We start from the raw sequence: 13,511 nt of genomic DNA on the forward strand, positions 1-13,511 counted from the left end.
TGTCAGCGGATCAGGGTTTCTGCGCGTTCGAACAGGTGAACGGCGCGGCCGTGCAGTTTCTCGCCAGTGTCGCGCGGCGCTTTTCCGGCGCAGGCGCGGGCGTAAGTGCCTTCCAGCAGGATGCCGAGTTTGTAGCAGGCCAGCACATGATACCAGTCCACCGCCGACAGATCGCGCTCCGACCGGCCAGCGTAGCGTGCCACCAGTTCATCCGCGCTGGGGAAACCTTCCCACGGCCTCACCGAAACCGTGCTTCCCGACTTGCCGTCCGGCCATGTCGCCAGCACCCAGCCAAGGTCCAGCAGCGGATCGCCGATCGTCGCCAGTTCCCAGTCGATGATGGCGGCCAGTTCCGGCCCGTCCTTGCGGTACATGACATTGGCGAGGTGATAGTCGCCATGCATGATCCCCGGTTTGAAATGAGCGGGCCGATGCCGCTCCAGCCATGCGCCCACGGCTTCCACCGAAGGCAGGGCATCCGGGCCGGGCCAGCCGTCGAACTCGGCATAGCCAGCCATCTGCCCGCGCCAGCGGTCGACCTGCCGCCCCAGGAAATTGTCCGGCCTGCCGAAATCGGCGAGGCCCAACGCCTCATGATCCAGAGCGCCCAGTGCCGCGATCCCGTCCATCAGGGCAAGGCCCATGGCATGGCGCATCGCCGCCGACCCGGCATGAGGCTGCGGTAGCTCTCCCACCGGATTGAAGCCGTCCACCGGCTCCATCAGATAGAAGGCGACACCCAACACGCTCTCATCCCCGCAATCGGCGATCAGGGCGGGGTGGGGCACGTCCGTCCCCGCCAGGGCGCGCAACACCCGCGCTTCGCGCCGCATGGTTTCATTGCTGTTTGCGCGCAGATGAGCGGGCGGGCGGCGGAACACATAGTCACGGCCATCGCGGGTGAAGCGCAGCAGGATATTCTGCGTTCCTCCAGCCAGCGGCGTGACATCGGCAACCGGACCGGAACCAAGTCCCCGATCCGTCATCCACGCCGCCAGCGACTCGATGTCGACTGCTGATTCCACTTAGGCATCCCTCGCTTTTTCGACTGTTGAGCCGTCGATTAGGTCAAATGGATAATGCACTTGACGAAAAGCGATTGCAATGAGATTTTGCACACATGGTTAGACTTCAACTCGCCAAGACCGATGACGCCCCGCGTGGCGCGGCCGCCGAACACATCAAGAAAGTCGCCCTGCGCCTTTTCGCGGAACGGGGCGTGGACGGCGTAACCGTGCGGGAAATCGCGGCGGCGGCGGGCCAGAAGAATCATGGCGCGGTCGGCTATCATTTCGGGTCGAAGGAAGCACTGGTCCGCGCCATCGTCATGGATGGAGCCATGGCGCTGGACCGGGACCGCAATGCCGCGCTCGACCGGCTGGAGAGCGAAGGCGGCCCCCGCTCGATTCGCGAGGTGGTGGACGCGCTGATCGAGCCGGTGCTTGCCCTGTCTGACGAACATTATGTCCCCTTCATCGTCATCTTCGCGATGACGCACCGCGACATGATGCTGGATGCGCTCGATCCTGCGGCCAACAGCGCCTATGGCCGGGGTCTCGACCATTTGCGGCGATTGATGCCCGATCTGACGCCTGCCCTCCAGAACCAGCGTTTCGTGTTTATGGGCGCTTATATCTCGGCGGTGCTGTCAGCGCGGCAGCGGGCGCTGACGGATCATAGCCGCGAACATCCCATGTGGGGCAGCGAAGCCAGCGTCGAACATTTCCTGCAAACACTCGTCGCGCTGCTGGAAGCGCCCGTCGATTTACCACCCTCCCTCCTAAAAGGGATAGGCAAGCGCGGCGAGCTTGTGCCACAAGTTTCCGGTCCGGTCGGTTAGATCGCAGAACATAAGAAACGGGGAGTGGAGCAGGGCAATGACGGGGACGGACGGATATATGGCCATGCTGCGCGACATGCCGCTGGACGATCTCATGGCGCGCGCTGCCGCGTTGCGGGATGAAGGGCATGGGCGGGTGCAGAGCTGGTCGCGCAAGATATTCATCCCGTTGACGCAGCTTTGCCGCAACCTCTGCCATTATTGCACCTTCTCCCAGCCGCCCCGGCCGGGCGAGAATGCCTATATGACCCGCGAGCAGGTATTGAATGTCGCGCGCGCGGGGCAGGCGGCGGGCTGCACGGAGGCGCTCTTCACCCTTGGCGACAAGCCGGAACTGCGGTTCCGCGCCGCGCGGGAGGAACTGGCGGCGCTGGGGCACGAAAGCACTCTGTCCTATCTGGCGGAGATGGCCGCGCTGGTGCGCGACGAAACCGGCCTCCTTCCCCATATCAACGCCGGTGTCATGAACCGCGAGGAGATGGCGGCGCTTCGTTCCGTCTCCGTGTCGCAAGGATTGATGCTGGAGTCGATCTCCGACCGGCTTTGCCAGAAAGGTGGGGCGCATTACCGCTCGCCCGACAAAGAACCGGCGGCGCGGCTGGAAACGATCCGGCTGGCGGGAGAGCTTCGGATTCCCTTCACCACCGGCATTTTGATCGGCATCGGCGAAACGCGCGAGGAACGGATTGAGGCGCTGGAAGCGATCCGCGATCTGCACCGGACCTACGGCCATATCCAGGAAGTGATCGTCCAGAATTTCCGCGCCAAGCCGCGCACGGTGATGGCCGACGCGCCGGAACCGGACATGGACGAACTGCTCTGGACCATCGCGGCGGCGCGCATCATCCTGGGGCCGCAAATGAATATTCAGGCTCCCCCCAATCTGTCGGCGGCGGACTTCCCCCGCCTGATGGCGGCGGGGATCAACGATTGGGGCGGCGTCTCCCCCGTTACGCCCGACCATGTGAACCCCGAAGCGCCATGGCCCGAAGTCGAACGGCTGCGGATGGCGACCGAAGCCAAAGGACGGATGCTGGTTGCGCGCCTGCCGGTCTATCCCGCCTGGGCGTTGGATAATGACCGCTGGCAGGACGCCGCCATGAAGGGGCATGTCATGGCCCATGCCGACGCCTCCGGCTTCGCCCGCGAGGATGCATGGTCGCCCGGCATCGCGCTGGATGCGCGGATATCGCGCCCGTCCACCCTGCCGGTCGATCCAAAGATCGCCGCCATCGTGGACCGCGCCATGGAAGGCGCACTGTTGGAAGAGGAGGAGGTCACAACCCTCTTCGAAGCACGGGAAGCCGATCTGGAGCATGTCTGCGACAGCGCCGACCGCCTGCGCGAAGCGGTGATGGGCGACACGATCACCTATGTGGTCAACCGGAACATCAACTACACCAATATCTGCGCCTATAAATGCGGCTTCTGCGCATTTTCCAAGGGCGACAAGGCCGAAGCCCTGCGCGGCAAACCCTATGACCTCGATCTGGAGGAAGTCATCCGCCGCGTACGCGAGGCGTGGGACCGGGGAGGCACGGAAGTCTGCCTGCAAGGCGGCATCCACCCCCACTATACAGGCGACACCTACATCAATCTCGCCCGCGCCGTGCGGGCCGCCGTGCCGCAGATGCACATCCACGCCTTCTCCCCGCTGGAGGTGATGCAGGGCGCGGTGACGCTCGGCATCCCGGTTGAGGATTATCTGCGCTGCCTGAAGGAAGCAGGGCTGGACACGCTGCCCGGCACGGCCGCCGAAATACTCGACGATGAAGTGCGCGACCTGATCTGCCCCGACAAGCTCAACACGCAGCAATGGCTGGACGTGGTGGAAACCGCGCATCGGGTCGGCTTCACCACCACCGCGACGATCATGTTCGGCCATGTCGACACGCCCCGCCATTGGGCGCGCCACCTGATCCGCATCCGCGATCTCCAGCGGCGCACTAGCGGCTTCACGGAGTTCGTGCCGCTGCCCTTCGTCCATATGGAATCGCCCATGGCCCTGCGCGGGCGGGCGCGGCGCGGCCCCACCTTCCGCGAGGTGCGCCTGATGCATGCCGTCGCGCGGCTGGCGCTGCATCCGCATATCCGTTCCATCCAGACAAGCTGGGTGAAGTTGGGCGAGGAAGGCGTGAAAGCCTGCCTCCAATCCGGCGCCAACGATCTGGGCGGCACGCTGATGAACGAGAGCATCTCTCGCGCGGCGGGCACGCAGCACGGGCAGGAAATGCCGCCCGCCGCCATGGAGGCGCTGATCCGCTCCATCGGCCGCACTCCGCGCCAGCGCAGCACCGCTTACGGCCAGGTTGCCCAGGACATTCACGATCGCGGCATGACTGCCGCCGAACTCGCACCCATGGTCCAGACCCCGCCGCGCAAGCATCGGCGGGACACGGACCCGAAGAAACTGGAGAGGTTTGAATATGCAGAATGCGGCTTCGGCGACCATCGCCGTTCTGGGCGGCACCGGCAAGGAAGGCGGCGGGCTCGCCCTGCGCTGGGCGCATAAGGGGCACCGTGTCATCATCGGCAGCCGCACCGCCGAGCGCGCGCAGGAAGCTGCGGCGGAAATGAACGCGACGCTGGGCACGAACAACGTCACCGGCGCGGCCAATCCCGACGCGGCGGCGCAGGCGGACATTGTCGTCCTCGCCGTGCCCTATGCCGCGCAGCAATCGACGGTGAAGGAAGTCGAAGGCGCGCTGGCGGGCAAGATCCTGATCGACGTGACCGTCCCACTGGTCCCGCCCAAGGTCAGCCGGGTCCAGCTTCCCGATGGCGGATCGGCCGTCGAAGCGGTGCAGAAGCTGCTCGGCGAAGGCGTGAAGGTCGTCTCCGCCTTCCAGAACATCAGCGCCCATCACCTCACCCATCTGGACGCGGAGATCGAATGCGACGTCCTCGTCTGCGCGGACGATGTCGAAGCGGGCGACACGGTGGTCGCGCTGGCGCAGGAAATCGGCCTGCGCGCTTGGTATGCCGGGCCGCTTTGCAATTCCGTGGTGGCGGAGGGGTTGACCTCCGTGCTGATCGCTCTCAATCGTCGTTACAAGGTGCCCGGTTCGGGCATCCGCATCACGGGGGTTTGACTATTCCATCATGACTGCCGCCGCATCGGCCACGGCCACGCTGCTTGCCCTGGGCGGCATTCCCATGATCGGGCTGGGCGACGATCTGGCCGCGATCATCCTCGACGCGGTGGAGCGGTCGGGCGAAGCCCTGCGGGACGGCGACATCCTCGTCCTCGCGCAGAAGATCGTGTCGAAGGCGGAAGGGCGGGTCGTGCCTCTGGCGCGGGTCACGCCGTCCGCCGAAGCGGTGGACCTCGCCGAACGTTGCGACAAGGACCCGCGCCTCGTCGAACTCATCCTGTCTGAAACCGACAAGGTGATGCGTGTCCGCAAGGGCGTGTTGATCGTCCGGCACCGGCTGGGGCTGGTGCTGGCCAATGCGGGCATCGACCAGTCGAACATCGCGCAGGAAGGGGAAGGCGTCGCTCTCCTGCTCCCACTCGATCCCGACGCCAGTTGCGCGGCCATCCGGCAGGAAATCGCGCGTCGGACGGGCAGGGACGTCGCCATCCTCATCATCGACAGTCTCGGCCGGGCATGGCGCAAGGGAACCTGCGGCATCGCTATCGGCGTCAGCGGCATGGCGGGCTTGCTGGACCTGCGCGGCGCGCCGGACCTGCACGGGCGCCAGCTTCAGACCAGCGAACTCGGCCTTGCCGACGAAGTGGCGGCGGCCGCTTCCCTCGTCATGGGGCAGGCCGATGAAGGGCGCCCCGTGGTGCTGGTCCGCGGCATCGGACGCGGACGCTCCGAAGGCCGCGCCGCCGATCTCATCCGCGAACCCGAAATGGACCTTTTTCCATGAGCGTCCTCGCGTTGGCAGGCGGCGTGGGCGGCGCAAAGCTCGCCAATGGGCTTGCCGCGATCCTGCCGCCGGGAACGCTGACCGTGGCGGTCAACACCGGTGACGATTTCGAGCATATGGGGCTGCTCATCTGCCCCGACCTCGACAGCGTCACCTATGCGCTGGCGGGCATGAACAATACGGAACTGGGCTGGGGCGTGGCGGGCGAAAGCTGGACCTTCATGGACGCCACAGCACGGCTCGGTGGGGAAACATGGTTTCGCCTCGGCGACCGCGATCTGGCGACGCACATCCTGCGGCGACAATTATTTCAGCAGGGCAGCCTTTCCACCGCCACGGACGACATCCGCCGCCGCCTCGGCATCGTGCAAAGGATCGTGCCGATGAGCGACGATCCCGTCCGCTCCATCGTCTCGACGGACCGGGGCGACCTCAGCTTTCAGGATTATTTCGTGCGCTATAAATGCGTGCCACGCTTTCTTTCGATCCATTTCGAAGGCGCGGAGACAGCGAAACCCAGCGCGGGGCTGCTGGCCGCATTGGACGATCCCGCGCTGGAGGCCATCATCCTCTGCCCCTCCAACCCGCTGCTGTCCATCGCCCCGATCCTGGCGATTCCCGGCATCCGCGAGCGTCTCGCGGGAAGGACCGTGCCTTGCGTCGCGCTCTCGCCCTTCATCTCCGGCCAGGCGGTCAAGGGACCGGCGGCCAAGATCATGGCCGAACTGGGCATCGCGCCGACGCCATCCGCCGTAGCCGCCCATTATGACGGCCTGATCGACGGACTGGTGATCGACACCGCCGACGCAGCCGCGATACCCGGCGAGCGGCCCGCCCTTTTCGCGACGGACATATTGATGCGCGATCCCGCCGATCAGCAGCGTCTGGGCGGGGAAGTGCTGGACTTCGCGCGCAGCCTGACCTGACCTTTCATGACTGCCGCCATCGTCATTCCGGTCAAGCCGTTCGACCAGGCCAAGGCCCGCCTCGCTCCCGTCCTGACGCCGGAGGAGCGGGAAATGCTCAGCCGTGCTTTCTTCCGTCATGTCCTGACGCTGGCGACGGACCGGGCGCTGGATGCGGACGTGATCGTCGTCAGCCGGTGCGAGCAGGCGCTCGGCATGGCGCGCGAGGCAGGCGCGCAGGCCATGGTCGAACAGGGGCAGGGTCAGAATGAAGCGCTGGAGCAGGCGATGGAGCTGGCCAATGGCCCCGTCCTGTTGCTGAGTTCGGACCTACCCTTCCTTGCCATGCAGGACATCGCCGTCATGTTGACCCTTGGCGCAACGACGGACTTGGGCATTGCAACGGACCGCGCGAAAACCGGCACCAATGCGCTTTTCCTCGCCCGCTCCGGCATGATCCGGACTCGCTTCGGTCCGGACAGCCGCGCCTTGCATCAGGCGGAAGCGGAAAAGGCGGGATTGCGCTGGACCTTGATCGAGCGCCCCGGCCTAGCGTTCGATGTGGATCGGCCGGAGGACCTGCCTTTTCTCCATAACGAGTCATAAAAGGGTTAGACAAAATCCCTCCCGCCATGATAGCCAAAAATTGCATTATGGTATAGTATTGGAGGCAAGTGGATGGCGGAGGCATATATCGCCGCTCTGGCGCGGAGCGCGGGCGGCAGGCGCGGTGGCAGGCTGGCGGGCGTTCATCCCGCCGATCTGGCCGGGAAAGTCCTGTCCGCGCTGGTCGAACGCAGCGGGATCGATCCGCAGGCGGTGGAGGATGTCATCATGGGCTGTGCCTGTCCGGGCGGCGAGCAGGGCGCGAACATCGCCCGCAACGCCGTGCTGGCGTCGGGCTTGCCCGAATCCGTCCCCGGCACCCATGTGGACCGCCAGTGCGGATCGTCGCAGCAGGCGCTGCACTTCGCCGCCGCCACGGTCATGTCGGGCATCATGGATGTCGTCATCGCCGCGGGCGTGGAAAGCATGACCCGCGTTCCCATGGGCCTGCCCTGGACCTTGCCCGCGCAGCACGGCTTCGGCACCTATCGCAGCCCCGGCATCGAAGCGCGCTATCCCGGCAAGCCGTTCAGCCAGTTCGGCGGCGCGGAAATGCTGGCGGAGAAATATGGTTTCGAGCGGCCTGAACTGGACGCCTTCGCGCTGGAAAGCCACCGCCGCGCCGCCGCCGCGTCGCAGGCGGGCAAGTTCGACGCGGAAATCGTCCCGCTGGAGGTCGTGACGCCCGAAGGCGAAACGATCGTCCACAAGACCGACGAAGGCATCCGCTTCGACGCCAGCCTCGAAAAAATCTCCAGCGTGAAGCTGTTGCAGGAGGGCGGCGTCATCTCGGCCGCCAACGCCAGCCAGATTTGCGACGGCGCGGCGGCGCTGCTGGTCGTCAACGAGCGCGGCCTCAAGACGCTGGGCCTCACGCCGCTGGCCCGCGTGCATCAGATGACGGTGCTAGGCCATGATCCGGTCATCATGCTGGAAGCCCCCATCCCGGCGACGCAAAAGGCCCTGGACAAGGCGAGCATGAAGCTGTCCGACATCGACCTCTACGAAGTGAACGAAGCCTTCGCTCCCGTCCCGCTGGCATGGACTCAGGCGCTGGATGCCGATCCGGCCCGGCTGAACGTCCATGGCGGCGCGATTGCGCTGGGTCATCCGCTGGGCGGATCGGGCGCGAAGCTGATGGCGACGCTGGTGAGCGCGCTCCATGATCGCGGGGGGCGCTATGGCCTTCAGACCATGTGCGAGGCGGGCGGCATGGCAAACGTCACCATTGTCGAGAGGCTGTAAGGCCATGGCGCGCATCGCTTTGCCGGAAGGCGAGGGGGAGGAAGGCCAACGCATGTGGTCGCTGCGCCCCACACTGGGCGAGGCCGCGCGCGCCTTCGGCGAAGCGTTGCAGGATGAAGCGCGGCTGCCGGTGCGCGTTCGCGAGGCGGCCCGCATCCGCATCGCGCATATCAACGGCTGCATCCCCTGCTCGGAAACGCGGGTGGAAGATGGCGAAAATCTGGGTTTGGACGAAGATTTCTACGCCCATGTCGATGACCCGGCCCGGCGCGGGGACTATAAGCCGCGTGAGGCGCTTGCCATCGGCTTCGCGGAACGCTTCGCCGTTGGTCCCTCGGCCTTCGACGATGCTTTCTGGGCGGATTTGAACAGCCATTTCAGCGCGGATGAACTGGTGGAGCTTGCCGCCCATTGCGCCAAATGGCTGGGCCTTGGCCGCCTGAACGCCGTGATGGACATCAGCGTCTCCTGCCCGATCCGCATCCCGGCAGGGCAGGAGAATTAGGCGCGCCGAACAGCCTTTTAACCTTGCCCGGCCTGCTTCTTGTTCGCTGACGCCATGGCCTTCGCGTCCAGCCCGCCGACGAGGTTCCCCGTCATCAACTGGTTATGCGCATGGGCCAGATGGTGCATGTGGAACACGCCGTCCATCGCCTGCCGCTTGCCGCGCAGGTCTTCCACGAAATTGAACGCCTGCTTGGTGAGCGCCAGTCCAAAACGGTCGCGCTCGGCGATCTCGGCGGCGATCTTCGCCACTTCCTCACGCAGCGTCTCGCGCGGGAAAATCTCGTTCACCATGCCGAACTGATAGGCTCGCTGCGCCGGCATCCGCCGCCCCAGCAGCAGCAGTTCGCGCGCCACGCGCGGCGGCAGCTCGAACGCATGGGCGAAATATTCCACCCCCGGCTGCGCCATCCGCAGCACCGGGTCCTGGAAGAAGGCATCGTCCGACGCGACGATCAGGTCGCACACCCATGCCAGCATCAGCCCGCCCGCGATGCAGGCGCCCTGCACCATGGCGATCATCGGCTTGGGAATATCCTGCCAGCGGCGGCACAGGCCCAGATAGCCGTCCTGTTCCAGCACATATTGCCGTTCCGCGCCGCCCTTGTTGCGATGATCCCACCAGAGCGTCGTGCGCTCGCGGGCCATGTCGCTGTCCTTTTCGGGGGTGCCGATGTCGTGCCCCGCGGAGAAATGCTTGCCTTCGCCGCCCAGCACGATGACCTTCACCTCGTCATCCTCGACCGCCCGCTTGAACGAAGCGTCGAGCTGCGCCAGCAGCCGGTAATTCTGGGCATTGGAATATTGCGGGCGGTTGAGCATCACCCATGCCACGCCATCCTCGACCTTGTAGGTCACGAATTCCGGCTGATCCTGTGCTGCGTTATCGGTCATCGTCTCTCCTCCTCAGCGCGGAGCCATGCGGATGGCGCCGTCGAGACGGACATCCTCGCCATTCCAATAGTCATTCTCGATCATCGCCACGGCCATCGCCGCGAACTCGGCGGGCTGGCCGAAACGCTTGGGGAAGGGCACCGTCGCGGCCAGCGACTGGCGCACCGTGTCGGATGCCCGCGCCATCAGCGGCGTATCGAAAATGCCCGGCAGGATCGTGTTCACCCGGATGCCGTCATTCATCAGGTCGCGCGCCATCGGCAGCGTCAGGCTGACCACGCCGCCCTTGGACGCGGCATAGGCGCACTGGCCGATCTGCCCATCCTCGGCCGCCGCGCTCGCCGTGTTGATGATGACGCCGCGCGCGCCATCCTCCAGCGGCTCCAGATCCAGCATTCCCCTGGCCGACTTGGCGCAGCAGCGGAAGGTGCCGATCAGGTTGATCTGGATGATCCGCTCGAACGCGTCGAGCGGGAAATGCCTGGTCTCGCCCGTCGCCTTGTCGCGGCTGGCCGTCTTGACCGCATTGCCGGTGCCCGCGCAATTGACGATGATCCGTTCCTGCCCATGGACGGCGCGGGCCTTTTCGAAACCGGCGTCGACCGATGCCTCGTCCGTCACGTCGACCTTGCAGAAGGTGCCGCCGATCTCCGCCGCGACCTTGTTCCCCGCTTCCTCGTTGAAGTCGAACAGCGCGACCTTCACGCCCCTGGCGGCCAGCGCCCGCGCCGTGGCCTCGCCCAGTCCGGAGGCTCCGCCCGTCACCACGGCGGCCACATTCTCGTTCAGTTTCATGCGTCGGTCCTTTCCTTCTTGCGACGCTGGGCGATGGCGCCTTCCGCCGTCAGCGCGTCGAGCGCGCCGTCGTCGAGGCCGAGCCATTGCCCCAATATGTCGCGGGTATGTTCGCCGACATGCGGCGGGTGATAGCGATAGTCGGCGGGCGTCGCCGACAGCTTGCCGGGATAGGCGACGGTCGGGATCTCGACGCCATCCTCCTCGCGGCGGAAACGATGCACGGTGTTGCGCGCTTCGATGAACGGGTCTTCGAACACGTCCTTGATGCTGTTGACGGGACCGGCGGGCACGCCGCGCGCCACGAAGCGTTCCATCAGTTCGTCGCGCTTGAACGGACGCACCATGTCCTGCACGGCCGCTTCGATCTCGTCCCGGTTGGCGAGGCGCGCGGCGCTGGTGGCGAAGCGCGGATCGGTGCCCAGTTCGGGCCGCCCCATCTCGTCGCACAGGGCGCGGAACTGGCGGTCATTGCCGACCGCGATGATCATGACGCCGTCCGCGACGTCGAATGTCTTGTAAGGCACCACGGTCGGATGCCGGTTGCCGAGGCGGCCTGGCACGATGCCTCCGACCAGCCAGTTCATTCCCTGATTGGCCAGCATCGCGATCTGCGTATCGAGCAGCGACACGTCGATCCGCTGCCCTTCGCCCGTGCGCTCGGCATGGCGGAGCGCCGTCAGGATCGAAACCGTCGCATACATGCCGGTGGAAAGGTCCGCCATGGCGACGCCCGCACGCAGGGGACCGCCGCCTTCCTCGCCGGTGATGCTCATGAAACCGCCCATGCCCTGCGCGACGAAATCATAGCCGCCGCGATCGGCATAGGGGCCGTTCTGGCCGAATCCCGTGATCGAGCAATAGACGAGGCGCGGATTGATCGCGCGCAGGCTTTCATAGTCGAGGCCATATTTGCGGAGGCCCCCGACCTTGAAATTCTCGACCAATATGTCCGCTTCCGCCGCCAGCTTGCGGATCAGTTCCGCGCCCTGCGGCGTCGCCAGGTTGATGGCGGCGGATCGCTTGTTGCGGTTGCAGGACAGATAATAGGCGCTGGTGCCGATCTCCGGCTCGCCCGCTTCATCGGTCAGATAGGGCGGCCCCCATGCGCGGGTGTCGTCGCCCTGTCCGGGCAGTTCGATCTTGATGACGTCCGCGCCGAAATCCGCCAGAATCTGCGTCGACCATGGCCCGGCCAGGACGCGGGAAAGGTCGAGGACCTTCACCCCCTCCAAAGCGCGCCCGCTCATCCGGCCCGCCTGTCAGACAGCCTGAATATCGCATGGGGAGAATGTCGCATCCGCTCCGCTTCCTGTCGCCTGTTCCGATAATACGGGGATACAGATAACGGGCAGCGGAGCGAAGTACAATAATTATTGCACCATGGGATACTTTTCAGTCTATTTTTTCGTGGCCGCCGCGAGATAGGCGATCAGATTGGCGCGGTCGGCGGCATTGGGGATGCCGGCAAAGACCATCTTGTTGCCCGGCACCAGCGCGGACGGCCTGGCGAAGAAGCCGTCCAGCGTCTTCGCGTCCCAGCGGATCTTCGCCTTCTGCATGGCCGGGGAATAGACGAAGCCGGGGACCGTCCCGGACGTGCGCCCGAAAAGGCCCGCCAGCGACGGCCCGATCTTCTTCACGCCAGGCTCGACCGAATGGCAGACCGCGCAGCGGAGGAACACCAGCTTGCCCTTGGCGGCGTCCCCGCCCTGGGCCATGGCGGGCGCGGCGGTAAGGGCTGCGGCGGCGAACGCCACGATCCCCATGAATGGCGCAATCGGCTTCATATTTCCTCTTTTCTTCCCTACAGGCTCAAAATTATACCCTTATGCATGAATGGCCATAAGGCCGCCAATCTGAACAAAGGTTGAAGGCCGTCAACCCCTCTCGCCGCCGGCGACAACAGGAAAGATTCTCGATGAAGGACAAGGCCGCAACCGGGCAGATCCGCCTTGGCGCAGGCGCGCTCATGCTGGCCTTGCTGGTCAATGTCATGTTCGCCCTCAACGTCATCGCCATCAAGGTGGTGGTCGACGCCACCGCGCCCCTGCTGGCGGTGTCGTTGCGGATGGGCGTGGTTTTCCTGCTGTGCGGCTTCGCCTTGCGCCCGACGCCGGGCAAGGTCAAAAGCCTCGCGCTGTACGGGATCTTGAATGGTGGCCTGTTCCTGCTGCTGATGAACGTCGCGATGGCCATGGCGACCAATGTGGGGGCGCTCGCCATCGCCGGGCAGCTCAGCGTTCCCTTCTCCCTCCTTCTCGGCGCGCTGCTGCTGGGGGAGAAGCTGAGCCTCCGCAAGCTGGCCGGCGTGTTGCTGGCCTTTGCGGGCGTCGCGGCGCTGGTGTTCGATCCCCATATATGGAGGGAGGTGCCCGCCGTGCTGGTGATGGCGCTCGCCGCCCTTGTCTGGGGCGGAGGGACGCTGGTGCAGCGCCGCCTGACCGGCGTCAGCGTGATGAACGGGCAGGCATGGAACGGGCTCATGGGCGCCGTGACGCTCGCGCCTTTCGCGCTGATGTTCGAGCGGCCCGCCATTGCGGGGCTGGCCCATGTCGGCGCGGCCCCGATCGGATGGTTCGTCTTCAGCTGCGTCGGCGCAACGGTGATCGGGCAGGGGGCTCTGGCCTGGCTGCTGCAACGCTATCCCATTTCCTCGATCATGCCGTTGATCCTTGCCTCGCCCGTCATGTCCACGATCTTCGCGTCGCTCTATTTTTCGACGCCCATCACCCCCATCATGATCGCGGGCGGGACATTGGCCCTGATCGGCGTCGCCATCATCGCCCTCTCTCCCGATCGCAAGCTGGCCCCATGAAGAGGCCGGAACGGGCCTCCACCGC

Annotated in this window: 14 protein-coding genes; 9 read left to right on the plus strand and 5 right to left on the minus strand. The window is 65.5% G+C overall.

The window, feature by feature from the left end:
* Positions 1–2: 2 nt before the first annotated feature.
* Positions 3–1,025 carry a phosphotransferase family protein gene (locus SCLO_RS03640; RefSeq protein ID WP_066515874.1) on the minus strand — a complete coding sequence of 341 codons (1,023 nt, stop codon included), beginning with the start codon at positions 1,023–1,025 and terminating at the stop codon, positions 3–5.
* A gap of 95 nt (positions 1,026–1,120) precedes the next feature.
* Between SCLO_RS03640 and SCLO_RS03645 the strand changes: the two genes are divergently transcribed.
* From SCLO_RS03645 to SCLO_RS03680, 8 genes are all read left to right on the plus strand, one after another.
* Positions 1,121–1,840, plus strand: coding sequence for a TetR/AcrR family transcriptional regulator (locus SCLO_RS03645; protein WP_066515876.1), 720 nt, complete (start codon positions 1,121–1,123; stop codon positions 1,838–1,840).
* A gap of 37 nt (positions 1,841–1,877) precedes the next feature.
* Positions 1,878–4,352 (plus strand): 5-amino-6-(D-ribitylamino)uracil--L-tyrosine 4-hydroxyphenyl transferase CofH, encoded by a 2,475-nt coding sequence (cofH, locus tag SCLO_RS03650; protein WP_083949029.1) that lies wholly within the window; start codon positions 1,878–1,880, stop codon positions 4,350–4,352.
* A complete protein-coding gene (gene npdG, locus SCLO_RS03655) occupies positions 4,267–4,932 on the plus strand; it encodes an NADPH-dependent F420 reductase (RefSeq protein WP_066515878.1) in 666 nt (221 codons plus the stop codon). Before cofH ends, npdG begins: the two co-directional genes overlap by 86 nt.
* Positions 4,933–4,942: 10 nt before the next feature.
* A complete protein-coding gene (gene cofE, locus SCLO_RS03660; RefSeq protein WP_066515880.1) occupies positions 4,943–5,719 on the plus strand; it encodes a coenzyme F420-0:L-glutamate ligase in 777 nt (258 codons plus the stop codon).
* A complete protein-coding gene (cofD, locus tag SCLO_RS03665; protein ID WP_066515883.1) occupies positions 5,716–6,645 on the plus strand; it encodes a 2-phospho-L-lactate transferase in 930 nt (309 codons plus the stop codon). The genes cofE and cofD overlap by 4 nt, the downstream gene beginning before the upstream one ends.
* A 6-nt stretch (positions 6,646–6,651) precedes the next feature.
* Positions 6,652–7,230 carry a 2-phospho-L-lactate guanylyltransferase gene (gene cofC / locus SCLO_RS03670; RefSeq protein WP_066515885.1) on the plus strand — a complete coding sequence of 193 codons (579 nt, stop codon included), beginning with the start codon at positions 6,652–6,654 and terminating at the stop codon, positions 7,228–7,230.
* A 72-nt stretch (positions 7,231–7,302) separates the two neighbouring features.
* Positions 7,303–8,475, plus strand: a complete 1,173-nt coding sequence (locus SCLO_RS03675) for an acetyl-CoA C-acetyltransferase (RefSeq protein ID WP_066515886.1) — start codon at positions 7,303–7,305, stop codon at positions 8,473–8,475.
* Between the two features lie 4 nt (positions 8,476–8,479).
* Positions 8,480–8,980 carry a carboxymuconolactone decarboxylase family protein gene (locus tag SCLO_RS03680; RefSeq protein WP_066515897.1) on the plus strand — a complete coding sequence of 167 codons (501 nt, stop codon included), beginning with the start codon at positions 8,480–8,482 and terminating at the stop codon, positions 8,978–8,980.
* Between the two features lie 17 nt (positions 8,981–8,997).
* Here SCLO_RS03680 and SCLO_RS03685 read toward each other — a convergent pair whose 3' ends face one another.
* The 4 genes from SCLO_RS03685 to SCLO_RS03700 form a co-directional block, all read right to left on the minus strand.
* Complete coding sequence (locus SCLO_RS03685; protein ID WP_066515899.1) at positions 8,998–9,873, minus strand: enoyl-CoA hydratase; 876 nt, start codon at positions 9,871–9,873, stop codon at positions 8,998–9,000.
* Between the two features lie 12 nt (positions 9,874–9,885).
* The gene (locus SCLO_RS03690; RefSeq protein ID WP_066515906.1) at positions 9,886–10,668 is read right to left on the minus strand and encodes an SDR family NAD(P)-dependent oxidoreductase; all 783 of its coding nucleotides are present in this window, start codon (positions 10,666–10,668) and stop codon (positions 9,886–9,888) included.
* Positions 10,665–11,918: a CaiB/BaiF CoA transferase family protein gene (locus SCLO_RS03695; RefSeq protein ID WP_066515907.1), complete on the minus strand. Its 1,254-nt coding sequence runs from the start codon at positions 11,916–11,918 to the stop codon at positions 10,665–10,667. The genes SCLO_RS03690 and SCLO_RS03695 overlap by 4 nt, the downstream gene beginning before the upstream one ends.
* Positions 11,919–12,068: 150 nt before the next feature.
* On the minus strand, positions 12,069–12,458 hold the full coding sequence (locus SCLO_RS03700; RefSeq protein ID WP_066515908.1) for a c-type cytochrome: 390 nt from the start codon (positions 12,456–12,458) through the stop codon (positions 12,069–12,071).
* A 131-nt stretch (positions 12,459–12,589) separates the two neighbouring features.
* Between SCLO_RS03700 and SCLO_RS03705 the strand changes: the two genes are divergently transcribed.
* Positions 12,590–13,486 carry a DMT family transporter gene (locus SCLO_RS03705; protein ID WP_066515910.1) on the plus strand — a complete coding sequence of 299 codons (897 nt, stop codon included), beginning with the start codon at positions 12,590–12,592 and terminating at the stop codon, positions 13,484–13,486.
* Positions 13,487–13,511: the final 25 nt, after the last annotated feature.

The sequence above is a fragment of the Sphingobium cloacae genome, assembly GCF_002355855.1.
GTDB lineage: Bacteria > Pseudomonadota > Alphaproteobacteria > Sphingomonadales > Sphingomonadaceae > Sphingobium > Sphingobium cloacae.

Excerpts from the sequence above, each read along its gene's own strand:
- SCLO_RS03645 (WP_066515876.1), top strand. The coding sequence starts at position 1,121 with ATGGTTAGACTTCAACTCGCCAAGACCGATGACGCCCCGCGTGGCGCG.
- cofE (WP_066515880.1), top strand. The coding sequence starts at position 4,943 with ATGACTGCCGCCGCATCGGCCACGGCCACGCTGCTTGCCCTGGGCGGC.
- SCLO_RS03675 (WP_066515886.1), top strand. The coding sequence starts at position 7,303 with ATGGCGGAGGCATATATCGCCGCTCTGGCGCGGAGCGCGGGCGGCAGG.
- SCLO_RS03695 (WP_066515907.1), bottom strand. The coding sequence starts at position 11,918 with ATGAGCGGGCGCGCTTTGGAGGGGGTGAAGGTCCTCGACCTTTCCCGC.
- cofH (WP_083949029.1), top strand. The coding sequence starts at position 1,878 with ATGACGGGGACGGACGGATATATGGCCATGCTGCGCGACATGCCGCTG.
- npdG (WP_066515878.1), top strand. The coding sequence starts at position 4,267 with ATGCAGAATGCGGCTTCGGCGACCATCGCCGTTCTGGGCGGCACCGGC.
- SCLO_RS03700 (WP_066515908.1), bottom strand. The coding sequence starts at position 12,458 with ATGAAGCCGATTGCGCCATTCATGGGGATCGTGGCGTTCGCCGCCGCA.
- SCLO_RS03705 (WP_066515910.1), top strand. The coding sequence starts at position 12,590 with ATGAAGGACAAGGCCGCAACCGGGCAGATCCGCCTTGGCGCAGGCGCG.
- SCLO_RS03680 (WP_066515897.1), top strand. The coding sequence starts at position 8,480 with ATGGCGCGCATCGCTTTGCCGGAAGGCGAGGGGGAGGAAGGCCAACGC.
- cofD (WP_066515883.1), top strand. The coding sequence starts at position 5,716 with ATGAGCGTCCTCGCGTTGGCAGGCGGCGTGGGCGGCGCAAAGCTCGCC.
- SCLO_RS03685 (WP_066515899.1), bottom strand. The coding sequence starts at position 9,873 with ATGACCGATAACGCAGCACAGGATCAGCCGGAATTCGTGACCTACAAG.
- SCLO_RS03690 (WP_066515906.1), bottom strand. The coding sequence starts at position 10,668 with ATGAAACTGAACGAGAATGTGGCCGCCGTGGTGACGGGCGGAGCCTCC.
- cofC (WP_066515885.1), top strand. The coding sequence starts at position 6,652 with ATGACTGCCGCCATCGTCATTCCGGTCAAGCCGTTCGACCAGGCCAAG.